The organism is Dactylosporangium sp. NPDC051485 (genome assembly GCF_040682015.1).
In the GTDB taxonomy this organism is placed as follows: domain Bacteria; phylum Actinomycetota; class Actinomycetes; order Mycobacteriales; family Micromonosporaceae; genus Dactylosporangium.
Genome location: NZ_JBFAZW010000058.1, coordinates 24,432 through 46,607 on the forward strand (window position 1 = coordinate 24,432; position 22,176 = coordinate 46,607).

Genomic DNA, 22,176 nt, shown 5'->3' on the forward strand with positions numbered 1-22,176 from the left:
GGCCCCGTGGGCTCCGCGTTACCCGTCAGCCGGGAGATCCTCATCCCCGGCGAGCTGTCGGTCGCCATCGACGAGGGTGGCATCCGCACGGCCGGCGGGATGCTGCCCGCGCTGCTGTACACCACCGACGGCCTCGAGCGGCACGGCCAGCGCGAGATGGTCTTCGCCGTGGCCCGCACCGGCGCGCCCGCGCCCGGCTACCCGCTCACCATGGCCCGCACGGTGCACCGCTTCGCCGCCGAGGGCCGCCTGGTCGACGCCGGCGACGTGAGCGTCTTCGGCCGCCCCGGCGTCGACGTCGACGCGCGGGTCACCGGCTTCGTCTACGCCGACCCGCCGGCCGCCCTGCCATCCACAGTGGACCTCCCCCGCCCGCCGCTCATCGCACTGCCGCTGCTGGGCGGCGAGACGGCGGTGGTGCAGCGCTTCGGCCACGCGCGGGTGCTCGCGCTGCTCGGCGCGCAGGAGCGCTATTACCCGCACCCGTGGTGGTTCCGGCCCGGCCGCGCCGCGGTGCTCGACGACGCCGAGTTCCGCGCCGCCACCATGCTGTCCCGGGCGCCCGCCTACAGCCTGCCGTTCCTGCACGTGGTGCACGACGGCGACCGGCTGGAGCTGTCGTGCGCGGCCGAGGACCTGCCCGCGCTGGCCGACGCCATGCGGGAGGCGCCCGAGGCGTGCGCGTACCTCCCGGGCCTCGCCGGCACCCCGAAGACCTACGTGTGGGCGCCCGGCCAGTCCGGCCCGGCCGCGATCGTGGCGCCCGGCGGCGAGCGGGCCACCCGGCTCGCCTGCAACTTCCTGCTCATCGTCCGCGGCGCGGCCGGCGCGCCCGGCTCCGGCAACGGCCAGGCGCCGACCTCGCGTCAGGTCGAGGACGGCTTCGCGGTCCTGCTCACCGGGGCCATGCACGCGCGGCTGCTGCAGGCGGTGGAGGCCGGCCGCCCGGTGGAGATCGGCCTGCCCGACGGCGCCGTGCGCGCGGTCGCGTTCCGGACCGCCTCGACCGACCCGCCCGCCGCCGAGCTGCGGGCGGGCCCGGACGCGGTCAACGCGCTGCCGCCGGACCTGCTCAACGGCGTCCCGGCGGCCACCACCATGGCCGGCGGCGACCTGCGGGGCTCGGCCCGCCCGGCCGCCGACGCCCCGCGCGACCCGGGCCGGATCGTGCTGCTCACCAGCGAGGAGCGGCTGCGCCAGGCGACCACCCCGGCGGAGCTGGCCGACTTCCTGGACCGGGCCAGGCGGGTGGTCGACCGGCTCTTCGCCGGCGTGCGCCACCACACCGAGGAGCTCATGGTGGAGTTCCGGCTGGCCCCCAGCCGCCCCGTGGAGGTGCGCATCATGGCCCGCCCCGAGGCGCCGCCCCGCGAGCTGCAGGTCGTGCTGGAGCGCCAGCTGCAGGCGCTGACGCCCCCCACGATCCGCTACAGCGAGGTGGCCTTCCAGCTCCACCTGCCGATCGCTACGCCACGCCGGTGAGCCGGACCACCATCTTGCCGAGGTTGGCCCCCCGCAGCATGCCCACGAACGCGTCCACCGCGTGGTCGATGCCGTCGACGAACGTCTCCGCCACCTTCACCCGGTCCTCGCGCAGCCAGCCGGTCATCTCCTCGGTGAACGCCTCCCGCCGCGACCAGTGGTCGAGCACCAGGAAGCCGTACAGGTTCACCCGCTTGCTGATGAGCAGGCCCAGGTTGCGCACGCCCGTGGCGTCCGGGGTGTTGTATTGCGAGATCGCCCCGCACACCGTGACCCGCCCGTGCACGTTCATCCGGAACAGCGCCGCCTCCAGCTGCTCGCCGCCGACGTTGTCGAAGTACACGTCGATGCCGTCCGGGGCGAGGCGCTTGAGCTGGCCGCGGATGTCGCCGTCGCGATAGTTGAAGGCGGCGTCGAAGCCGAGCTCCTCGGTGAGGTAGCGGACCTTCTCCGCCGAGCCGGCCGAGCCGATCACCAGCCGCGCGCCGCGCAGCCGGGCGATCTGGCCGACCAGGGAGCCGACCGCACCGGCCGCCCCGGAGACGAACACCGTCTCGTCGGGGCGCATCCGGGCCACGTCGAGCAGCCCGGCGTAGGCGGTGAGGCCCGGCATGCCGAGCACGCCGAGGTAGGCCGACGACGGGGCGGCCGCGGTGTCCACCACGCGGGCGTGCTCGGCGTCGAGCACCGCATACTCCCGCCAGCCGAGGCCGTGCAGCACGCTGTCGCCGACCTTGAGCGTGTCGCTGCGCGACGCCACCACGGTGCCGACCGCGCCGCCGTCCAGCGGGGCGCCGAGCTGGAACGGGGCCACGTAGGAGGGCACGTCGTTCATCCGGCCGCGCATCGCCGGGTCGACGGACATGACGTCGTTGCGGACCACGACCTGGCCGGGGCCCGGCTGCGGTACCGCCTCCTCGCGCAGCTCGAAGTCCGACGCAGACGGGAAGCCGGTCGGGCGGGCGGCGAGATACCAGACCCGGTTCACCTCGCTCACTTCGCGACCTCGATGTGCACGTCGATGTTGCCGCGGGTGGCGTTGGAATACGGGCACACCTGGTGCGCGGCATCGGCGAGCTGCTGGGCCGCGCCGGGCTCCAGCTCCGGCAGGCTCACCGTGAGCCAGACCTCCAGGCCGTAGCCGCCCGCGCCGTTCGGCCCGATGCCGACCCGGGCGTCGACCCGGGAGCCCTCGACCGAGGCGCCGGCCCGGCGGGCCACGACGCGCAGGGCGCTGTGGTAGCAGGCGGCGAAGCCGGCCGCGAAGAGCTGCTCCGGGTTGGTGGCGCCGCCCGCGCCGCCCATCTCCTTGGGCGTCGCCACGTCGAAGTCAACGAGTCCGTCGGAGCTGGCGACGTGGCCGTTGCGCCCGTCGCCGGTCGCGGTGACCTCAGCCGTATACAGGACCTGCATCGATTTCTCCCTGTCGCTGGAGTGCGGCCGTGAGCCGCACGAGGGTGTCGCGGAGCTCCGCCATCTCGCCGGCGTCGAGCCCGCCGTCGCAGATCAGGCGGGCCGGGACCTCGGCCGCCCGCCCGCGCAGCGCCTCGCCCCGGGCCGTGAGCCGGATCGTCACGCAGCGCTCGTCGTCGGCCCGCCGCTCCCGCGCCACGAGGCCGGCCGCCTCGAGGCGCTTGAGCAGCGGCGACAGCGTGCTGGAGTCCAGCCGCAGCGCCGCGCCGAGGTCCTTGACGGTCCGCTCGTCGCGCTCCCACAGCGCGAGTAGCACGAGGTACTGCGGGTAGGTGAGGCCGAGCGCGTCGAGCAGCGGCCGGTAGCGCCCGGTGACCGCCCGGGTGGCGGTGTAGAGCGCGAAGCAGACCTGCCGGTCGAGCGGGGTGACGTCCACCCGCCAACCGTAGCGCACGATTAAATCGTGCGCGACTCAATCCGCCCGCCGCGCGCCGCAACCGGTCCCGGCCAATGCCCTATGTTCGGTGGATGACCACCGCCTGGCGCCACCTGCCGCCCGCCGCCCGCGCGATCGCCGTCGCCGCCACCGACGCCGTGACCGCCGCGACGGCCCAGGACGCGGAGGCGTTCCCGCCCGCGGCCGAGCGCCTGGCCGCCCTCGACCCGGAGCAGACCGGCCGGGTGCTGGGCGCCGTGGTGCGCACCCTGCTGGAGGAGGACCACCCGGACGGCCTGGACGGCGACGACGTGCGGGCCGCGCTGGAGCACGCCGTGCGCGCGGCCGCGGCCTGGCAGGACGTCGACCCGCAGGTGATGGTGACCCTGCTGGTCGGGGCGCTGGGCATCCAGACGGACGAGGAGTCGCCGCTGACACCGGTCGCGCTGGCCCGCAACGCCCCGCTGCTCATCGCGGACCTGTTGCGGCAGCGGCCCTTCGCCCGCTACCTGGAGCTGGCCTTCACCGAGATCGCCCGCGCGGAGACGCACGACGTTTAGGGGCTGTTTCATGACTGCGGCGGGGCTGCGGCGGGCCCAGATTCCGTCTGGCGGCGTCCCGCGGAAGCCCGGTTACAACACCGGTAGCCTGGCTCCCGCGGGCCACCACCAGACGAAATCTGGACTCCGCCTCGCTCCCACCCCAGTCATGAAACAGCCCCTAGCGCAGCAGGAGATTGACGTCGCCGAACTCGTGCCACAGGTAGCCGTGGCGCAGCGCCTCGGCGTAGCACTCGCGCAGCGTCGAGGGGTCGGCGACCGCGGCCAGCAGGTCGAGGTGCGACGCCCACGGCTCGTGGAAGCCGGTCAGCAGGCCGTCGACGACGCGTACGCCCCGGGATGGGGTGATCACCAGGTCGGTGAAGCCCTCGCGGGCCGTGACGGTCCCGTCCGTGACGGCGCTCTCCAGCGCCCGCACCGCCGTCGTGCCCACCGCGACGACCCGCCCGCCGGCCGCCCGGGCGTCGTTGACCACGCGCGCGGTCGCGGCCGGGACCGAGAACCACTCCGGGTACGGCCGCTCGTGCGCCTCCGGCGAGGCCACCCCGGTGTGCAGCAGCAGCGGGGCGAACTGCACGCCGGCCGCGACGAGCCGGGTGACCACCCGCTCGCTGAACGGGCGGGCCGCGCTGGGCATCTCGGCGCTGCCGGGCACGGTCGCGAACACCGTCTGGTACGCCGACAGCGGCCACTCGCGGCGCACGTACGGGTAGCGGATCGGGTGGCCGTACCGCCGCAGATAGTCGGGAACGGGCAGCGGCGCGCGCACGGTGGCCGACCACAGGCGCCCCCGCGTGTAGGGCTCCTCCAGCGTCACGCTCGCCCCGCCGGGCAGCCGCAGCTCCCCGGCCCGCCCCGGCAGCGGCCGCAGGTCCCGGCCGCGCACCTCGACCGCCCACCGCCCGTCGGCCAGCCGCGTCGAGAAGTGCAGCCGCATCGGTACGCCCACGACGCCGACCGCCGCCGCCAGCGTCCCGGAGGTGTTGACCACCAGCACGTCCCCGGCCCGCAGCAGCGCGGGCAGCTCGGCGAAGCGGTGGTGCGACACCCCCGACGGGCGGCCGGCGAGCAGCCGCACCTCGTCCCGGGCCAGCCCGCGCGCCTCCGGCGGCTCGTGGGCCTCGAGCCGGGCCGGCAGCTCGAAGTCGACCGCGGCCGTCACAGCCGCACCCGGCCCGACTCCGGTCGCCGCCGCAGCAGGTCGAGCAGCGCCGGGGTGACCGTCTCGGGCAGCGGCCGGTCGCTGATGTCCTCGCCGGGGAACGCCTCCTCGTGCATCCGGGTGCGCAGGTCGCCGGGGTCGACCCACCAGACCCGCACCTTCGGCTCCTCGGCCGCGAGCACGTTGCTGCACTGCTCCACGGCCGCCTTCGCCGCGCCGTAGCCGCCCCAGCCCGGGTAGGCGGCGACGGCGGCGTCGGAGCTGACGTTGACGACCGCGCCGCCGTGCTCGCGCAGGGCCGGCAGCGCCAGCTGGGTCAGGGCGAGCGGGGCGAGGAGGTTGACCTCGAGCACGTCGCGCAGCGCGCCGGGCGGGTAGTCGGCCAGCGCCGGCCGCGGGCTCGGCCCGAGGATGCCGGCGTTGTTGACGAGCAGGTCGAGCCGCCCGGTCTCCAGCGCGGTCTCGACAAGCAGCACGCGGTGCCACGAGTCGGTGACGTCCCCGGGCACGGGGATCAGCCCGTCGTGCGGTTCGCCGGTGAGCGTGCGCCCGTCGCCGACCACGGTCCAGCCCTCGGCCGCGAGCGCCTCGGCGACGGCCCGCCCGAGCCCGCGCGAGACGCCGGTGACGATGGCGGTGCTGTTGCGTTCCATACTCCCGACGCTATGGAGCCGCCGGGCGCATGCCATCGGGCCGCGGACGGGGCGGCGCCTAGGTCCTTGGTCCTAAGTCCTTCAAAACCGAAAGCCGGCATCGGTACCGTGGAAAGCGTGGCCGGCTGCGATCGCGAGGAGCTGCGCGAGGTGAGCGCGGCGGTGCTGGCCGTCACCGCCCACCTCTCGGTGCGCGAGGTCCTGCAGACCATCGTCTCGGCGGCGCGGCGGCTGCTCGGCGCCCAGTACGCGGCGCTGGGCATCCCCGACAGCAGCGGCTCGTTCCGCGAGTTCCTGGCCGACGGCCTCACCGCCGAGCAGTGGCGCACGATCGGCCCGATCCCGCGCCAGCACGGCCTGCTGGGCGCGATGCTGCGCGACCCGGCCCCGGTGCGCTCGGCCGACATCCGCACCCACCCGCGGTTCGAGGGCTGGCCGGCCACCCACCCGGAGATGGTGGACTTCCTCGGCATGCCGATCATCGACGGCACCGAGATCCTGGGCGAGATCTTCCTGGCCAACAAGATCGCCGGCGGCGGGTTCGACGCCGACGACCAGGAGCTGCTCAAGCTGCTGGCCACGCACGCCGCGATCGCCATCGTCAACGCCCGCCTCTACGAGCGCGGCCGGGAACTGTCCATCGTGGAGGAACGCCAGCGCATCGCCCGCGAGCTGCACGACGCGGTGACGCAGAAGCTCTTCAGCCTGCGCCTGACCGCGGAGGCGGCCGCCGCCCTGGTGACCCGCGACCCGGCCCGCGCCGCCGCCGAGCTGGACATCGTGCGCCGCCTGGCCGCGGAGGCCACGGCCGAGCTCAGGTCCATCGTGGACGGCCTGCGCCCGGTCGACCTGGCCGGCGACGGGCTGCCGGCCGCGCTGCAGCGCCAGGCCGACCTGCTGGACCGGGTGCACGACGCGAAGGTCTCGTTCGCCGCCGACGCCGTGCCGCGGCTGCCCGCCGCGCGCGAGGAGGCGGCGTACCGGATCGCCCAGGAGGCCCTGCACAACGCGCTGCGGCACGCGGGCGCCGCGCGGGTCGCGGTGGAGCTGCGCCGCGCCGGCCCGGGCGTGGTCCTGACGGTGGCCGACGACGGGCGGGGCTTCGACGTGCGGGGCGCCGCGCCCGCGCAGCCCCGGCTCGGCCTGGCCTCGATGCGCGAGCGCGCCCGCGCGGTCGGCGGCCGCCTGCTGGTCCGCTCGGCGCCGGGCGAGGGCACCGTCGTCACGCTGGAGGTGCCGGGTGCCTGACCCGATCCGGGTCCTCGTCGTCGATGACCATCCCGTGGTACGGCAAGGCCTGCGCACCTTCCTGGACCTGCAGGACGACATCGAGGTGGTCGGCGAGGCCCAGGACAGCGCGTCGTGCGTGGCCGAGGCCCGCCGCACCGACCCGGACGTCATCCTGCTGGACCTGCGCATGCCGGGCGGCGACGGCGTCGCGGCCCTGCACGACCTGCGCGACCTCCCGGGCTTCTCGGGGCGGGTCCTCGTCATCACGAGCTTCACCGAGCCGGCCGCCGTCCTGCCGGCCGTGCGCGCGGGCGCGCCCGGCTACGTGTACAAGGACATCGACCCACCCGCGCTGGCCGCCGCCATCCGCGCCGTGCACGCCGGCCACGTCCTGCTGCACCCGGACGTGGCCCGCCTGCTGGCCGAGGCCGGCCCGCCGCCCGAGGCCACCCACCTGACCGCGCGGGAGCGCGAGGTGCTGGCCGAGGTCGCCCGGGGCCGCTCCAACCGCGAGATCGCCCGCGCCCTGGGCCTGGCCGAGAAGACCGTGAAGACCCACGTGAGCGCGATCCTGACCAAGCTGGGCGTGCAGGACCGCACCCAGGCCGCCCTGTACGCGGTCCGCACGGGCCTCGATTAGCTCGCCTCGGTGATCGCCCGGTCCAGGATCTCCACCCCGCGCGCGATCTCCTCCTCGCTGCTGGTCAGCGGCGGCGCGATGCGGAACGTCCCGCCCATGCCCGGCAGCTGCACCACGTTCATGTGCAGCCCGAGCTCCAGGCAGCGGCGGGTCACCTCGGCGCCGAGCCGGTCCGTGTCGGTTCCCCCGGCGACGAGCTCGAGGCCCTGCAGCAGCCCGCGCCCGCGCACGTCGCCGACCGTGTCGTGCCGGTCGCGCAGCTCGAGCAGCCCGCGCCGCAGCTGGTCGCCGAGCTTGGCGGCGCGCTGGTCGAGACCGTCCCGCTCGAGGATGTCGAGCACGGTGTTGCCGACCGCGGCGGGCAGCGGGTCGCTCACGTGCGTGGTGTAGAACAGGAACCCGCGCTCGTGCGCGGCCTGCTCGATCGCCGCGGTGGTGACCACGGCGGCGAGCGGCAGCCCGGCGCCCAGCGTCTTGGACAGCGTGATGATGTCGGGCACCACGCCGTCGCGCTGGAAGGCGTACCACGTGCCGGTGCGGCACAGCCCGGTCTGCGCCTCGTCGAGGATGAGCAGCATGCCGCGCTCCCGGCACTTGCGCCGCAGCGCGGCGAGGTACCCCATCGGCGGCTCGATCACCCCGCCGGAGCTGAGGATCGGCTCCACCAGGCAGGCGGCCGGCGCGCCGACGGACTGGGCGTCGAAGAGCTCGAACGCGTGGTCGAGCTGGCGCTGCCAGTCCAGCCGCCCGTCGGGGGTGGTGAAGTCGGGCCGGTAGGCATTGGGCACCGGGATGGCGAAGTTGCCGGGGGCGGCCGGGCCGTAGCCGCGGCGCCCGGCGCTGTACGTGGCCCCGGCCGCGGCCTGCGTCATTCCGTGCCAGGACCGCGCGAACGACACGATCTCGTGGCCGCCGGTGACGAGCTTGGCCATGCGCAGCGCGGCCTCGTTGGACTCGGCGCCGGTGGTGAGCAGCAGCACCTTCTCCAGCTGGTCGGCCGCCGGGTCGATCGCGGCCTGGGCCGCCCCCAGCGACTCGGCCAGCCGCCGGGACAGGTCCACCACGGGCCGCGACAGCATGCCGCTGAACACGTGGTCGAGCTCGGCCACCTGGCGCCGCACGGTGGCCACGATCTCCGGGTGGGCGTGGCCGAGGATGGCGCTCATCTGCCCCGAGGTGAAGTCGAGGATGCGCCGCCCGTCCTCGGTGATCACGTGGCTGCCCTCGGCCCGGGCGATGATCTCCGGCGTGAACGCCCCGCCGTAGCGCACCACGTGCCGCTCGACGTCGCTCCAGAAGTCCGTCATGCCCCGACGGTAGGGCGCGCGGAGTGTCCATCTCCAGCACACGTTCCCGCACAGCTTGTCCGGTTCTGCCGTACAGTGCTCGAGTGCTCGACCCCTGGCGCCTCAAGCTGCTCGGCGACCTGGCCACGCTCGGCACGGTCCGCGCGGTCGCCCGGGCCGCCCACCTGAGCCCGTCCACGGTCTCGCAGCAGCTCGCGGTGCTGGAGCGGGAAGCCGGCGCCCGCCTGTTCGAGCGCGCTGGGCGGCGCCTGCGCCTGACCGGGGCGGGCGAGGCCCTGGCCCGGCACGCCCGCGCGATCCTCGACCAGATGGACGCCGCGCGAGCCGAGCTGGCCGCGCTCGACGACGCCGGCGCCCCGGCCGGACGGATCACGGTGGGCGCCTTCACCAGCGCCGCCAACACCTTCGTCCTGGCCGCCGCGCTGCTCCTGCGCCGCCGCCACCCCGGCCTGCGGGTCGACGTGCGGGAGCTGGACCCGTCGGAGAGCCTGCCGGCCCTGCGCCGCGGCGATTGCGACGTGGTGGTGACCGCGGACCTCTTCGACGGCTCGTCCCCGGTCGACGAGGACGTGCGGCACACCTCGCTGGCCACGGACCGGGTCGTGCTGGTGACCGCCGCCTCCGCCCCGCCGTCCGGCGCCCCGGTGGACCTGGCGTCCCACGCCGGGGCAGTGTGGTCGGCGGAGCGCCCCGGGACGTGGACGCACACGCTCATCACGCGGGCGTGCCGGCGGGCGGGGTTCGAGCCGGACATCGGGGCGCTCTTCGCCTCGTACGGTCCGCTCCTCGCCCACGTGGAGGCGGGCCTGTCGGTGACGCTGCTGCCGGAGCTGGCCGTGGATCCGCGCTACGAGGTGGCCGCGCACCCGCTGCGCGAGCCTTTGCAGCGGCGCATCACGGCAGCGGTGCGCTCGACGACCGCGAGCCGCCCGCCGCTGACCGCCCTGCTGGCAGCGCTCACGGAGACGGCTCCCCACCGGGGGCGATAAGCCCGAATCCCGATAAGTCGGGCGCTGGCGCGCCACGACTTATCGGATTTATACCCTGACAGGCGATATAGCCGTACTGCTGACGTTCTGCCCGAAATATCGGGCACTGCGCGCCGCGACATTTCGGACTTATGACCTGCCGGGGTATAAGTCGGATAAGTCGTGGCACGGAGTGCCCGACTTATCCGTAAACCGGACTTTACGGGCGCGGGCTACCTTGGCTCGGCCGCGCGCAGCCGGGCCAGCACCAGCGGGTCGATGGCGCCGTCGACGAGCCGCTCCTCGAGGTTCTCGATGCCGGCCCAGGCGGCCAGGTCGGCGTGGCCGAGCGCGGCCAGCCGGTCGCGCACCTCGTCGGCCAGCTCCCCCTCCAGGGGCAGCAGCGTGGCGGGGTCGGGCTTGCCGAAGTACAGCTCCCAGAGGCTTATCAAGGCCCCGATCCGGGTCACCGGGTCCGGGTCGTCGTCGACGCGCAGGTCGACCTCGACGTCGCTCAGGCCGCCGTATCCGGCGCCCGGGCGCACGACCAGGATCGCGGCGCTCTGCCGGCCGCGGCTGTCCCCGCCCGCGGCGTCCCCGGCGGCCAGGGCGGCGTGCAGGCGGCGGGCCAGCGGCAGCCCGGGCCCGGCCAGCCAGGCCCGCTCCATCTCGGCGACGACGGCCGGGCCGGCCAGGATGTTGCCCTGGATCGCGTAGCCGTCGCCGGACACGCCGCCGGCCCAGTCGAAGCACTCGTCGCCCGTGTAGGTGGCGCCGTCGCCGGTCGGGCCGACCACGCCGAGCTGGCGGCCGGCGCGGCCCGCGTCGGCGGCGAGGAGGCCGGCCACCACGTCGGCGGCGGCGGTGCCGGTGCGCAGCAGGGCGAGGCCCTGGGGACGGTACGCCAGGTTGGCCAACGCCTGCGTGGCGATCGCCCCGACGGCGGCCTCGGCGGCCGGGACGGCGGCCCCGACGGCGAGGAACTTGCTGGCCACGGCGACGCCGAGGGACTGCCCGTCGGCGCAGCGCCCGACGATCGAGAAGGTCATTCCGCGCTCACTCCCGGCGGCTGGGACAGGCAGACGAAGGGGCCGCGGACGCCGGCGCTGAACCGTTCGGCGGCGCGCAGGGCGGTCTCGACGCGCCGCTGCGGCGCCATGCGGGACTGGGCGGTGGCGAAGAGGGCGCCGAGGGCGATCTCGTCGCCGACGCCGACCGCGGCATACCCGTCGGCGGCCTCGGCCACCTGGTAGTCGTCGTGGACCGTGAAGAGCCGGCCCTTGACCCCGACCAGGAAGGTGCCGCCCTCCTCGCGCTCGCTGTCGCGGCGGGCCCAGCCGCCGGCCTTGAGGCACTCGCGCACGGCGTCGATGAACTTGGTGGCCATGAACCGGTCCAGGTCGCCGACCGGCTTCGGGGGCTTCAGGGAGTACCGGATCAGCTGGCCCATCCGGAAGGAGGTGGTGAAGCCGAAGAGGTATCCGTTGTTGTGGAAGACCTTGCTGTCGGCGCGGACGGTGAGGCTCCAGCCGGACGCCCCGGCGCTGTCGCCGCCGACGTAGACGGTGCCCCGGTGCACGAGGCCGACGATGGCGGTCACTCGGCACCCCCGTCGTGCGCGTAGTCGCGCAGGTCGGTGCGGGCGTGGCGGGCCAGCCCGTCGACCATGAGGTCGATGGCGAACGAGAACCGCTCGTCGCCGCTGCCCTCGACCATCGCCGGGGCCATGGCCACGAGGTTGGGGAACTCGTCGATGGGCAGGGCGGCGAGGTAGTCGCGGATCTGGTTGAGGTACGGCGCGCTGTCGGCCTCGGCGCCGTGGCCCCGCTCGGCGTGCGCGGCCGACTCGGCGGCGTCGGCGACGATGACCATCGACAGCTGGTCCATGCCCCAGGCGGCGATGCGGTCGGGGATGCCGGCCCCGCGCAGCACGGCCAGCATCGCCTCGGTGTAGCGCAGCGAGTTGGGGCCGATCGGGATGCTGCCGCGGGCGACCTTGACGAGGTCGCGGTGGGCGCAGAAGACGTCGCGGCTGGCGTAGCAGCTGCGCTTGACCTCGGCGATCCAGTCGGGCGCGGCGTCCGACGGCAGCGGGATGTCGCCGATGACCCGGTCGAGGAGCTGCTCGAGCAGCTCGTCCTTGTTGGCGAAGTACGCATACAGCGAAGCGGCGCCGGTGCCGAGCTCCTGGGCCACGCGCCGCATGCTCAGCGCGTCGAGGCCGTCGCGGTCGACGAGGCGCAGGGCCGTGCTCAGCACCGCCCCGGCACTCAGGGGCTGGCGGGCGGCCGGGGGCTTCTTCGGCGCCCGCCACGGTGGGGCGGGGATGGCGGCTGACGGCACCCGGCAATCCTACTTGACACGAACGCCGTTCGCACGTAGAACGGTGTTCGTGCCTTACGAACAGCGTTCGAAACAGATGCCCTGGGCCGTCCTCGCCGTCGTCCTCGCCGCCGAGGTCATGGACCTCCTCGACGCCACGATCATCGCCATCGCCGGCCCGTCCATCCGCGCCGATCTCGGCGGCGGCACCGCGTTCCTGCAGTGGCTCGCCGCCGGCTACACGCTCGCGTTCGCCGTCGGCCTCGTCACCGGCGGCCGCCTCGGCGACGTCTTCGGCCGCCGCCGGATGTTCCTGGTCGGCGCGGCCGGCTTCACCCTCATGTCGCTGCTGTGCGCCGTGAGTCCCGGCCCGGCCTGGCTGGTCGCCGCCCGGGTCCTGCAGGGCCTCTTCGGCGCGGTGCTGATCCCGCAGGGGCTGGGCCTGATCAAGGCCGCCTTCCCGCCCGAGAAGCTCGGCGCCGCGTTCGGCGCGTTCGGCCCGGTGATGGGGCTGTCGGCGGTCTGCGGCCCGATCCTCGCCGGCGTGCTCGTCGACGCCGACCTCTTCGGCACCGGCTGGCGGATGATCTTCCTGGTCAACCTGCCGGTCGGCCTGGCCGCGCTGGCCGGCGCCGCCCTCGTGCTGCCGCGGGAGCCCGCCGAGCGCGACGCCCCGCGCCTCGACCTGCCGGGCACCGCGCTGCTCGGCGCCGCGCTGCTGCTGCTCGTCTTCCCGCTGGTGCAGGGGCACGAGCTGGGCTGGCCGTGGTGGTGCTGGGCGGCCATGGCGGCCTCGCTGCCGGCGTTCGCGGCGTTCCAGCGCTACGAGCGGGGCCGGGTGCGGGCCGGGCGCAGCCCCCTGGTCGAGCCGTCCCTGCTGGCCAAGCGGCGCTTCAACGCGGGCCTGCTGGTCGGGCTGATCCTGTTCGCCGGGATGATGGGCCTGACCCTCGTGCTCAGCGTGTACCTCCAGGCCGGCCTCGGCTACACCCCGCTGCGCGCCGGTCTCGCCCAGTCGCCGTGGGCGTTCGGCACCGCGGTGGGCGCGGTCGCGGCCCAGGCGCTGGGCCGGCGCCTCGGCGGGCGGCGGCTGCTCGTCGCCGGCACCGGGGTCGTGGCCCTCTCCGTCGGCACCCTGCTGGCGACCCTGGCCGTGGCCGGCGGCCCGGCGACGCCGTGGCCCCTGGTGCCGGCCCTGCTGCTGCTCGGCATCGGCATGGGCGCCTCCATGGCCCCGTATTTCGACCTCGTCCTCGCGGCCGTCGACGAGCACGAGGTCGGCTCGGCCTCGGGCACCCTGACCGCGGCCCAGCAGATCGGCGGGGCGATCGGGGTGGCCGTGCTCGGCACCGCGTTCTTCTCCTGGGTGGGCCCGTCGTCGTTCACCGGCTCCTTCGAGCGGGTGCTGTGGCTGGAGCTCGGGTTGCTCGCGCTCGCCGGCGGCCTGTGCTTCCTGCTGCCCGCCAGGGCCCGGGAGGACAGCGCGCCAGCCGAGGGCGGACCCGCCAGCGCCCGGCAGGACAGCGCGCCGGCTGAGGGCGCTGTGATCGATGCGCCGGAGGAGGTGCGTGGGGCGAGAGTTACGGGTTAGCCCAGGCCACGGCGGGGAATCAGGGAAAAGCGGCGAGAGGAGAAGCCATGCCGTACACGCTGAACAACCGCCCGGCCACCACGCCGCGCGTGCAGGACCCGATCACCAGTCCGGTGACGCCCGTGCATGACCGGTCCACGGCAGAGCTCGTGCGGCTCGCCTCCGAGCAGATCTCCACGCTGGTGCGCGACGAGCTGAAGCTCGCCCAGCTCGAGCTGACCCAGAAGGGCAAGCGGGCCGGCGTCGGGGTCGGCATGTTCGGCGGCGCCGGCATGGTCGCGCTGTACGGCGTGGGTGCCCTGCTCGCCGCGGCCATCGCCGGCCTGGCCACCGTGATGCCGGTGTGGCTGTCCGCGCTCATCATCGGCGTCGTGCTCTTCGCCGTGGCCGGACTGCTCGCCGTGCTCGGCCGGGGCCAGGTCCGCAAGGCGGGGTCGCCGGTGCCGGAGGAGACGGTGGCCCGGGTCAAGGCCGACATCGACACCATCACCACCTCCGCGAAGCATGGGGGACACCGATGACCGCCACGGAATCCGCGCACGGTCGCGCCGGTTCAGGGGATCAGATGCCGAATCTCAATGGCCACAGTGGACACGACGGTCACCGGCCGGTGGACCCGGAGATGCTGCGGGCGGAGATCGCCCGCACCCGCGCCGACCTGGGCCAGACCATGGAGGCGCTCGCCGCCAGGGCCGACGTGAAGGGCCGCGCCCAGGAGGCCGTGCACTCCTCGATCACCGCCGCCAGGATGCGCATGCGCGAGGGGGTCGAGCAAGTGGCCGTGAACGCCGCCTACGCGGGACGCGAGCTGCGCACCCACCCGCGGCAGAGTCTGGAGGAGGGCATGCGCCGCCTGGTCCGCTCGGCCCGCGAGCGCCCGGCGCCGTGGGTGGTCGGCTCGGCGCTGCTGATCCTGGCCGCCCTGGTCGGCTACCGCAACCACCGCAACGACTGACCGGCCGCCGCTGGAGGACTGCACGTGAGCAACCTGATGTACAAGCCGTTCCGCATCGCCTTCGGCATTGCGGGCGGTATCGCGGCGGGGTTCATCTTCAAGCAGGTCTGGCGGCACCTGGCCGGCGAGGACGAGGCTCCGGAGGCGACGTCGACCGAGTACGGCTGGGCCGAGGTCCTGGCCGCGGCCGCGCTCCAGGGCGCCATCTTCGCCGTGGTGAAGGCCGCGATCGACCGCGGCGGCGCGGCCGGCGTGCGCCGCCTCACGGGCGACTGGCCCAACTGACACGCACGAGCGCGCGGGTGCGCGGCTCGCAACGGACGCGCTCCGCAGCGGTACCGCGGCGGGCAACCCGGGCGGCGCAGATTCGGTGGTGCGAAGACGTGATCCTGCATCGGGCCGTACGAGGGAACGGGCCGGTGCGCGGGAATCCGGCGCCGGGTGCGTTGACGGACGCCCCGGCGCCGGAGCCCCGGGACGTCACCTCACCGCAGGAGGGCCTGGGCGCGGTCGCGCACCTCGGAGTACACCTTGCGGATGCCCTCGGTCGGCGCGGCGGTGACCTCGGCCGCGGCGAGTGACCAGGCCGGGGCCTCCGGCGTGCCTCGCAGCGCCCACGCCGCCTGGCGGGCCGCGCCGAGCGCCACGTATTCCCCCGGCTCCGGCACCGTGACCGGCATCCCGAGCAGCGCCGGCGCGATGGCCCGCACCGCCGCCGAGGCCGCGGCGCCGCCGATGAGCAGGACCCGCTGCACCGGGACGCCGGCCCCGCGGATCGCGTCGAGCCCGTCGGCCAGGCCGCAGAGCATGCCCTCGTAGGCGGCGCGGGCCAGGTTGGCCGGGCCGGCGTTGGCGCGGGTCAGGCCGTTGAGCAGGCCGCGGGCGGCCGGGAGGTTGGGGGTCCGCTCCCCGTCGAGGTAGGGCAGCAGCGTCAGCCCGCCCGCGCCCGGCTCGGCGGCCAGGGCCAGCTCGTCCAGCCGGGACAGCGGGACGCCGAGCAGGTCGGCGGCCGCGGTGAGCACCCGGGCGGCGTTGAGCGTGCACACGAGCGGCAGGTGGCGGCCGGTGGCGTCGGCGAAGCCGGCCACGGTGCCGCCGGGGTCGGCCACGGGAGCCGCGCTGACCCCGAACACCGTGCCGGACGTGCCCAGCGACACCACCACGTCCCCGGGGCGCAGGCCGAGGCCGAGCGCCGCCGCCATGTTGTCGCCCGTGCCGGGGGCGAGCAGCGCGCCGCCCGCGGTCTCCCCGACGACCTCGGCCGGCCCGGCGACCCGGGGCAGCGCGAGGTCCCGGCCGAACGCCAGGCGCACGAGGTCGGGCCGGTACTGCCCCGTCGCGGGCGACCAGTACCCGGTGCCGGAGGCGTCGCCGCGGTCCGTGGTCGGGCCGTCGCCAGCGTCCGCGCGGAGGCGGTGGGTGATCCAGTCGTGCGGCAGGACGACGCTCGCGGCCCGGGCGGCGACGTCGGGCTCGTGCCGGGCCACCCAGCGCAGCTTGGTCACGGTGAAGCTGGCCACCGGCACGAGGCCGACCGCCTCGGCCCAGCCGCCCGCGCCGCCGGGCAGCTCGCCGACGAGGTCGTCGGCCGCGCCGGCGGAGCGGGTGTCGTTCCACAGCAGCGCGTCGCGGACCACGTCGCCGGCCTCGTCCAGCAGGACCATGCCGTGCTGCTGGCCGCCGACGCCGATCGCGGCCACGCCGTCGAGCAGCCCGCCGGAGATCGCCTCCTGCAGGGCGCGCCACCAGTGCTCGGGGGCGACCTCGGTGCCGTCGGGGTGGGCGGCGCGGCCCTCCCGCAGGACCGCGCCCGTGTCCGCGTCGCACACGATGACCTTCGTCGACTGGGTGGAGGTGTCCACGCCGGCGACAAGCGTCACGAGCGCACCCCGAGCAGGTGCTCCATGGCCAGCTGGTCGAGGACCTCGAACGCGCCGCCGCGGGCGGCGAGCTTGTCCACGTCGAACTCCTCGGCGCGCAGCGACTCGATGGTCTCGCCCTCGGCGAGGGTGGGCTCGTAGAGCTCCTCGACCCGGGCCGCCACCAGCGCCTCGGCCACCTGCGGGTCGGCCCGGAAGGAGCGGACCCGGTCGCGCAGGATGAGGTAGTTGCGCATGCAGGCGCGGGCGGTCTCCCACACCCCGTCGTAGTCCTCGGTGCGCGGCGGCTTGTAGTCGAAGTGGCGGTAGCCGGTGTACCCGCCGTTCTCGAGCACGTCGACGGTCCAGAACGCGCCGCGGAGGTTGCCGGCGCCGAAGCGCAGGTCCTGGTCGAAGCGCGGGCCGTGCTGCCCGTTGAGGTCGATGTGGAACAGCTTGCCGTGCCACAGCGCCTGGGCGATGCCGTGCGCGAAGTTCAGCCCGGCCATCTCCTCGTGCCCGACCTCGGGGTTCAGCCCGACGCGGTCGGGCTCGTCGAGCGTTGCGATGAGCGCGAGGGCGTGGCCGATGGTGGGGAGCAGGATGTCGCCGCGGGGCTCGTTGGGCTTCGGCTCGAGCGCGAAGCGGATGTCGTACCCCTGGTCGCGCACGTAGGCGCAGAGCAGGTTGAGCCCCTCGCGGTAGCGGTCGAGCGCGGCGGCCACGTCCTTGGCCCCGCCGGACTCGGCCCCCTCGCGCCCGCCCCACAGCACGTAGGTCTCCGCCCCGAGCTCGGCGGCGAGGTCGATGTTGCGCAGCACCTTCTTGATCGCGAACCGCCGGACCGCGCGGTCGTTCGAGGTGAGCCCGCCGTCCTTGAAGATCGGGTGGCTGAACAGGTTGGTGGTGACCATCTCCACCCGCAGGCCCGTCTCGACCAGCGCGTCCTTGAAGCGCCCGATGAGCTTGTCGCGGGTCGCGTCGTCGCTGCCGAACGGGAACAGGTCGTCGTCGTGGAACGTCACCGCGGCGGCGCCGAGGTCGGAGAGCCGGTGCACGGCCTCGACCGAGTCCAGCGGCGCGCGCGTCGGCCCGCCGAACACGTCCTGGGCCTGCCAGCCGACGGTCCACAGCCCGAAGGAGAACTTGTCCTCGCGGGTGGGCTGGTAATCGTTCATGAAGCTACCTCTTCGCGGGCGGGGGTTGGCGAATGTGGGCCCTAGGCTACGCCCGGAGACCAGGTTTGTTCAAGATAAGAACTAACCTCGGTACGCAGGGATCTTGGGCCGGCATCGCGGGGTTCACCTCAGGCGCGGAAGACCACGCGGTAGTACGTCTCGGAGTGCTGCAACGCCAGCAGCACCGCGCCGCGCACCTCGGCGTCGGGGCCGAGCACCGAGGCGCGGATCTCCACCCCGCGCAGCGCCGGCGCGAGGGAGTGCCGGGCGGCGGCCGCCCGCAGCGGGTCGAGCAGGAGGTCCCCGATCGCGGCGAGGCCCCCTCCGACGACGACGAGCGCCGGGTTGTACGCGTTGATGAGCCACGACGCCGCCAGCCCGAGGTGCTCGCCGACGTCCGCGATCACGCGGCCGGCCACCCGGTCCCCCGCCTGCGCGGCCGCCGCCACGTCCCGGGCGTCGAAGCCGTCGAGCTCGGCCAGCGCCGAGGGCTCGCCGTCGGCCAGGGCGCGCTGGGCCGCCCGCACGATCGCCGGGCCGGACGCCACCGTCTCCAGGCAGCCGACGTTGCCGCAGTTGCAGGGCTCCTCGATGCCGGGCACGGCGTTGTGGCCGATCTCCCCGGCCGTGCCGCCGACACCGTGGAAGACCCGGCCGTCGGAGAGCACGCCGGCGGACAGGCCCGTGCCGGCGTACAGCAGCGCCAGGTCCCCGGCCCGCTCCCCCGCCCCCTCGAGGTTCTCGGCGACGGCGGCGGCCTGGCCGGCGTTGTGGACGTACACCGGCGCGCCCAGCTCGGCCGCGAGGACGTCCCGGACCGGCACGTCGCGCCAGCCCAGGTTGGGCGCGAGCAGGCAGACCCCCGCGTGGAAGTCGGTGAGCCCGGGCAGCACGGCGCCGACCGCCGCGATCTTCGCGCCCGGCAGGCCGGCGCCGTCGATCGCGGCCCGCACCTCGTCGGCGACGAGGCGCAGGACCGCTTCCGGCCCGGCCGGCCGCGGCGTGGGGAACTCGCGGCGGGCCACCTCCTCGCCCGCGGCGTCGCCGATGGCGATCGTGGTGCGCCGCGCGCCGATGTGCACGCCGACGACGAGCTGGGAGCGGGCGTTGAACTCCAGCAGGATCGGGGGGCGGCCGCCGCTCACCGCGGTGGAGCCGGGGCCGATCTCGCGGACCAGCCCGTCGGCGATGAGTTCGTCCACGATCGCCGAGACTGTCGGCTTGGCCAGCGTGGTGGAGCGTGCGATGCTCGCCCGGGACACCGGGCCACCCTCCTTGACCAGCGCCAGCACCAGTGAACGGTTGACTTCCCGCATCACGTTGTGGTCGGCGCCGCGCCGCGGCTCATCTGATCGCATAATCCGACAACGCTACCCCGGCGATCACCCGCGGGCGGGCACCCTACATTGGTACGGGACAACTTATGCCATAACCCCGGCCGGAAAGGCAGTCTTTCGATGCACATCTCGGCGCGTGGGGATTATGCGGTTCGGGCCTCCCTGGGGCTGGCGGCCGCGTATCCGGCGGTGGTCTCGGCCGCCGGCCTCGCCGATGAACAGGAGATGCCGCGCAAGTTCCTCGAGGCGGTGCTCGGCGACCTGCGCCGGGCCGGCCTGGTGCGGGGCCAGCGCGGCGTGGACGGCGGGTACGTGCTGACCCGCCAGCCCTCGGAGATCATGGTCGGCGACGTGTTACGCGCCGTCGACGGCCCGCTGGCGGAGGTGCGCGGGGTGCGGCCGGAGGAGGCCATGTACTCCGGGACCGCCGAGCACCTGCAGCAGCTCTGGGTCGCCGTGCGGGCCGCGGTGCGCAACGTGCTCGACGAGGTGAGCCTCGCCGACGTGGTGCGCGGACGCATGCCGGCCCACGTCCGCCGGCTCACCAGTCCGCCCGCCGCCTGGCAGCCCCGCTGACCCCCGATCCGGGGGAACGGGGCCGCCGGCGGCCGGCGGCCGCCTACCCTCGGGGTATGTCGAAAGCGCACGACCCCTACCTGCAGGCGGCCGAGGGCTTCCTGCACAGCATCCGCGCCGAGCTGGACATGGCCGACGACCTCGAGATGGACCGCACGCTGCGGGTGACCCAGACGTACGCGCTGGTGAGCATCGCGCGGTCCCTCAACGAGCTCTGCGAGCGCGACGGCGCGTCCGCGCTGGTCGCCGCCGCGATCGGCGACTGACCGGGGCGTACTGACCCGGGGCGTTTGGCCCGAAAAATCCCGATGCCTGGCGGCATCAGGATTTTTCGGATGTTCCGCCTGTCGGGTTATAAGTCCGATAAGTCGCGGCGCGGAGCGCCCGACTTATCGAGTTCGTCAGCATTTCGCGCGGCCGATGGCCTACGCGACGCTGGCGGATTTGTCCGCACCTTGCGCGGCCGCTGGCCTACACGACGCCGGCAGCGGCGAAGGAGTCGCCGATGGTGCGGACATACTCGGCGGCGACCGCGCCGGCGTTGGCCAGCTCCGACTCGACCACGGCGAGGCCCGGATGGACCGGCACGGCGCCGAGCTCGACCAGCAGCTCCCGCAGGTGCCGCTCGGTGGCCTCGGCCTGGGGGCGCACGCCGGCGGTGACGACGGTGACGGCGGCGACGTCCTTCAGGCCACCGGCTGGGAGCTGGTCCAGCAGGACCTTCAGGACGCCGGTGTAGGTCCCCTTGTACGTCGGGGTCGCCACCACCAGCAGGCTGGCCCGCTGCAGGCGGCCGATCGCGTCGAGCACGACGCCGTCGCCGGGCTGCAGGAGGCGGGTGCCAAGGGCGGCGACGTCGATGGAGTGCGGCACCGGCTGGGCCAGGCGCTCGGCCAGCGCGGCGCCGACCTCCTCGGCCAGATGGAGGGTACGCGAGTGCGGGCGCGGGTTCCCGGAGAGCACGACGAGCATGTGCCGATCTTATCTCCTATTAACCCGATGGAGAATAGCGAGATTTCCGATCGGTCGTGGCGCGCCGACGCCCGACGTTGTCGGGCGTTCTTGGCACGGCGGCGCTGGCAGGGAGGCCCCCAGGGCCGACCGGTCACTGACGGGAGCAACGGAGCCCTGGTTGCGCGGACCGGAGCAAAAAAGCTCTTAAACCCAGGCTCGAGGGTCCGCCACGAGGTCGCGGACCCGCTCCGGCAGCTCCCCCGTCACCACGTCCTCGATCGTGACGGTCTCCAGGATGAGCCGCTCGCTGGCGCGCAGGGCGATCCACACGTCCTGCAGCGACGAGGCGGCGCCGTGGTAGCCGAGCTCCTCCGGGCGCTGGCCGCGGACGTTGGCGAGCGGGCCGTCGATGACCCGGATGATCTCGGCCAGGGAGATGTCCCCGGCCGGGCGGGCCAGGCGGTAGCCGCCCTCCGGGCCGCGCTGGGCGACCACCACGCCGCCGCGGCGCAGCTGCAGCAGGATGCTCTCCAGGAACTTGGGCGGGATCTGCTGGGCCGAAGCGAGGCGGTCCGCGGTCACGAGCTTGCCGTCGGCAGAGATCGCCGCCAGCTCCGCAACGGCGCGCAGCGCGTAGTCAACCCGGGCCGAAAGGCGCATGCCGCTATCTTCCCACGCGCCGCAACAGGCCTTCCTGCACGGCCGTGGCGATGTGACGGCCGTCGACCGTGAACATGCGACCGGTGGCCAGGCCGCGGGCACCCGAGGCGGACGGGCTCACGCAGTCGTAGAGGAACCACTCGTCGGCGCGGAAGGGGCGGTGGAACCACATCGCGTGGTCGAGGCTGGCGCCGACGAAGCCGCCCGGGCCCCACACGGCGCCGTGGGCCGAGAGCACCGAGTCGAGCAGGGTCAGGTCGGAGGCGAAGGTGAGCACGCAGGTGTGCAGCACCGGGTCGTCGGGGAGCTTGCCGTCCAGGCGCATCCACACCCGCTGCCGGGCCTCGGCCGGGCGGTCGCCGGGGCGGACCCAGCCGGGCTCGCCGACGTAGCGCACGTCGATCGGGCGGGGGACGACCGCCCAGATGCCGGCCCGCTCCGGGTACTGCGCCAGCCGCTCGCTCGCCGTCGGCACCTCGTCGGGCGGGGGCACGTCCAGCGGGGCCGGCTCGTGGTGGTCCAGGCCCTCCTCGGCGCTGTGGAACGAGGCCGACATGAAGAAGATCACCTCGCCGTGCTGCTCGGCGACCGAGCGGCGCACCGAGAAGGAACGGCCGTCGCGGATGTTCTCCACGGCGTAGGTGATCGGCACGGTGGGGTCGCCCGGGCGCACGAAGTAGCCGTGCAGCGAGTGCACCCGGCGGTCCGGATCGACCGTGCGGGCGGCGGCGACGAGGGCCTGGCCGGCGACCTGCCCGCCGAAGACGCGCTGGGGGCCGACCGGCGGGCTGATGCCCAGGAACCGGTCGTCCCCCAGCGCCTCGAGATCCAGGAGCCGGACGAGCTCGTCCACCGCGGCCTGCCCGCTCACCAGTTCGGTCACACGGACAAAT

At 74.7% G+C, this 22,176-nt stretch carries 26 protein-coding genes; 11 read left to right on the top strand and 15 right to left on the bottom strand.

The features are described from left to right. Positions 1-6 precede the first annotated feature (6 nt). On the top strand, positions 7-1,482 hold the full coding sequence (locus AB0M46_RS29265; protein ID WP_363341074.1) for a hypothetical protein: 1,476 nt from the start codon (positions 7-9) through the stop codon (positions 1,480-1,482). On the opposite strand, the gene AB0M46_RS29270 is transcribed toward AB0M46_RS29265, so the two are convergent. The 3 genes from AB0M46_RS29270 to AB0M46_RS29280 are packed head-to-tail and all read right to left on the bottom strand — an operon-like array spanning position 1,466 to position 3,349. Further along, on the bottom strand, positions 1,466-2,479 hold the full coding sequence (locus AB0M46_RS29270; protein WP_363341076.1) for an NADP-dependent oxidoreductase: 1,014 nt from the start codon (positions 2,477-2,479) through the stop codon (positions 1,466-1,468). The two genes, AB0M46_RS29265 and AB0M46_RS29270, sit on opposite strands and share 17 nt — an antisense overlap. After that, positions 2,476-2,895 carry an organic hydroperoxide resistance protein gene (locus AB0M46_RS29275; protein ID WP_363341078.1) on the bottom strand — a complete coding sequence of 140 codons (420 nt, stop codon included), beginning with the start codon at positions 2,893-2,895 and terminating at the stop codon, positions 2,476-2,478. The genes AB0M46_RS29270 and AB0M46_RS29275 overlap by 4 nt, the downstream gene beginning before the upstream one ends. Further along, the gene (locus tag AB0M46_RS29280; RefSeq protein WP_363341080.1) at positions 2,873-3,349 is read right to left on the bottom strand and encodes a MarR family transcriptional regulator; all 477 of its coding nucleotides are present in this window, start codon (positions 3,347-3,349) and stop codon (positions 2,873-2,875) included. The genes AB0M46_RS29275 and AB0M46_RS29280 overlap by 23 nt, the downstream gene beginning before the upstream one ends. Before the next feature lie 74 nt (positions 3,350-3,423). Between AB0M46_RS29280 and AB0M46_RS29285 the strand changes: the two genes are divergently transcribed. Further along, positions 3,424-3,891: a hypothetical protein gene (locus AB0M46_RS29285; protein ID WP_363341082.1), complete on the top strand. Its 468-nt coding sequence runs from the start codon at positions 3,424-3,426 to the stop codon at positions 3,889-3,891. 160 nt (positions 3,892-4,051) lie between these two features. On the opposite strand, the gene AB0M46_RS29290 is transcribed toward AB0M46_RS29285, so the two are convergent. Beyond that, complete coding sequence (locus AB0M46_RS29290) at positions 4,052-5,053, bottom strand: S-adenosylmethionine:tRNA ribosyltransferase-isomerase (protein ID WP_363341084.1); 1,002 nt, start codon at positions 5,051-5,053, stop codon at positions 4,052-4,054. Next, on the bottom strand, positions 5,050-5,706 hold the full coding sequence (locus AB0M46_RS29295; RefSeq protein ID WP_363341086.1) for an SDR family oxidoreductase: 657 nt from the start codon (positions 5,704-5,706) through the stop codon (positions 5,050-5,052). Before AB0M46_RS29295 ends, AB0M46_RS29290 begins: the two co-directional genes overlap by 4 nt. 117 nt (positions 5,707-5,823) lie before the next feature. Between AB0M46_RS29295 and AB0M46_RS29300 the strand changes: the two genes are divergently transcribed. Then, positions 5,824-6,954, top strand: a complete 1,131-nt coding sequence (locus tag AB0M46_RS29300; RefSeq protein ID WP_363341088.1) for a GAF domain-containing sensor histidine kinase — start codon at positions 5,824-5,826, stop codon at positions 6,952-6,954. Further along, complete coding sequence (locus AB0M46_RS29305; protein WP_363341090.1) at positions 6,947-7,576, top strand: response regulator transcription factor; 630 nt, start codon at positions 6,947-6,949, stop codon at positions 7,574-7,576. The genes AB0M46_RS29300 and AB0M46_RS29305 overlap by 8 nt, the downstream gene beginning before the upstream one ends. On the opposite strand, the gene AB0M46_RS29310 is transcribed toward AB0M46_RS29305, so the two are convergent. After that, entirely contained in the window at positions 7,573-8,883 is a 1,311-nt protein-coding gene (locus tag AB0M46_RS29310) for an aspartate aminotransferase family protein (RefSeq protein WP_363341092.1), read from the bottom strand. The genes AB0M46_RS29305 and AB0M46_RS29310 overlap by 4 nt on opposite strands. 83 nt (positions 8,884-8,966) lie before the next feature. Between AB0M46_RS29310 and AB0M46_RS29315 the strand changes: the two genes are divergently transcribed. Beyond that, positions 8,967-9,872 carry a LysR substrate-binding domain-containing protein gene (locus AB0M46_RS29315; protein ID WP_363341094.1) on the top strand — a complete coding sequence of 302 codons (906 nt, stop codon included), beginning with the start codon at positions 8,967-8,969 and terminating at the stop codon, positions 9,870-9,872. 212 nt (positions 9,873-10,084) lie between these two features. Here AB0M46_RS29315 and AB0M46_RS29320 read toward each other — a convergent pair whose 3' ends face one another. Genes AB0M46_RS29320 through AB0M46_RS29330 form a run of 3 tightly spaced genes read right to left on the bottom strand, consistent with a single transcriptional unit; the run spans position 10,085 to position 12,194 of the window. Beyond that, entirely contained in the window at positions 10,085-10,900 is an 816-nt protein-coding gene (locus tag AB0M46_RS29320) for a DUF1028 domain-containing protein (protein ID WP_363341096.1), read from the bottom strand. After that, on the bottom strand, positions 10,897-11,451 hold the full coding sequence (locus AB0M46_RS29325; protein WP_363341098.1) for a hypothetical protein: 555 nt from the start codon (positions 11,449-11,451) through the stop codon (positions 10,897-10,899). The genes AB0M46_RS29320 and AB0M46_RS29325 overlap by 4 nt, the downstream gene beginning before the upstream one ends. Beyond that, positions 11,448-12,194, bottom strand: coding sequence for a TetR/AcrR family transcriptional regulator (locus AB0M46_RS29330; protein ID WP_363341100.1), 747 nt, complete (start codon positions 12,192-12,194; stop codon positions 11,448-11,450). Before AB0M46_RS29330 ends, AB0M46_RS29325 begins: the two co-directional genes overlap by 4 nt. 49 nt (positions 12,195-12,243) lie before the next feature. On the opposite strand from AB0M46_RS29330, the gene AB0M46_RS29335 reads away from it, so the two are divergent. Genes AB0M46_RS29335 through AB0M46_RS29350 form a run of 4 tightly spaced genes read left to right on the top strand, consistent with a single transcriptional unit; the run spans position 12,244 to position 15,004 of the window. Continuing rightward, positions 12,244-13,764 carry an MFS transporter gene (locus AB0M46_RS29335; RefSeq protein WP_363341102.1) on the top strand — a complete coding sequence of 507 codons (1,521 nt, stop codon included), beginning with the start codon at positions 12,244-12,246 and terminating at the stop codon, positions 13,762-13,764. A 47-nt stretch (positions 13,765-13,811) separates the two neighbouring features. After that, a complete protein-coding gene (locus AB0M46_RS29340; protein ID WP_363341104.1) occupies positions 13,812-14,285 on the top strand; it encodes a phage holin family protein in 474 nt (157 codons plus the stop codon). Positions 14,286-14,329: 44 nt separating this feature from the next. Continuing rightward, a complete protein-coding gene (locus AB0M46_RS29345) occupies positions 14,330-14,719 on the top strand; it encodes a DUF3618 domain-containing protein (protein WP_363341106.1) in 390 nt (129 codons plus the stop codon). Between the two features lie 36 nt (positions 14,720-14,755). Then, the gene (locus AB0M46_RS29350) at positions 14,756-15,004 is read left to right on the top strand and encodes a DUF4235 domain-containing protein (protein WP_363341152.1); all 249 of its coding nucleotides are present in this window, start codon (positions 14,756-14,758) and stop codon (positions 15,002-15,004) included. A gap of 200 nt (positions 15,005-15,204) precedes the next feature. On the opposite strand, the gene xylB is transcribed toward AB0M46_RS29350, so the two are convergent. The 3 genes from xylB to AB0M46_RS29365 form a co-directional block, all read right to left on the bottom strand. Beyond that, the gene (xylB, locus tag AB0M46_RS29355) at positions 15,205-16,599 is read right to left on the bottom strand and encodes a xylulokinase (RefSeq protein ID WP_363341108.1); all 1,395 of its coding nucleotides are present in this window, start codon (positions 16,597-16,599) and stop codon (positions 15,205-15,207) included. After that, positions 16,596-17,756, bottom strand: a complete 1,161-nt coding sequence (xylA, locus tag AB0M46_RS29360) for a xylose isomerase (protein WP_363341110.1) — start codon at positions 17,754-17,756, stop codon at positions 16,596-16,598. Before xylA ends, xylB begins: the two co-directional genes overlap by 4 nt. A 128-nt stretch (positions 17,757-17,884) precedes the next feature. Next, a complete protein-coding gene (locus tag AB0M46_RS29365; protein ID WP_363341112.1) occupies positions 17,885-19,114 on the bottom strand; it encodes an ROK family transcriptional regulator in 1,230 nt (409 codons plus the stop codon). A gap of 99 nt (positions 19,115-19,213) precedes the next feature. Between AB0M46_RS29365 and AB0M46_RS29370 the strand changes: the two genes are divergently transcribed. Together AB0M46_RS29370 and AB0M46_RS29375 are read left to right on the top strand one after the other, a co-directional pair. Further along, on the top strand, positions 19,214-19,669 hold the full coding sequence (locus AB0M46_RS29370; RefSeq protein WP_344614331.1) for an Rrf2 family transcriptional regulator: 456 nt from the start codon (positions 19,214-19,216) through the stop codon (positions 19,667-19,669). 56 nt (positions 19,670-19,725) lie between these two features. Continuing rightward, complete coding sequence (locus tag AB0M46_RS29375) at positions 19,726-19,935, top strand: hypothetical protein (RefSeq protein WP_363341114.1); 210 nt, start codon at positions 19,726-19,728, stop codon at positions 19,933-19,935. Between the two features lie 205 nt (positions 19,936-20,140). On the opposite strand, the gene AB0M46_RS29380 is transcribed toward AB0M46_RS29375, so the two are convergent. The 3 genes from AB0M46_RS29380 to AB0M46_RS29390 form a co-directional block, all read right to left on the bottom strand. Beyond that, entirely contained in the window at positions 20,141-20,641 is a 501-nt protein-coding gene (locus tag AB0M46_RS29380; protein WP_363341116.1) for an NAD(P)H-dependent oxidoreductase, read from the bottom strand. A gap of 186 nt (positions 20,642-20,827) precedes the next feature. Then, positions 20,828-21,283, bottom strand: coding sequence for an Rrf2 family transcriptional regulator (locus AB0M46_RS29385; protein WP_344614328.1), 456 nt, complete (start codon positions 21,281-21,283; stop codon positions 20,828-20,830). Positions 21,284-21,287: 4 nt separating this feature from the next. Then, a complete protein-coding gene (locus AB0M46_RS29390) occupies positions 21,288-22,157 on the bottom strand; it encodes an acyl-CoA thioesterase II (protein ID WP_363341154.1) in 870 nt (289 codons plus the stop codon). Positions 22,158-22,176 lie beyond the last annotated feature (19 nt).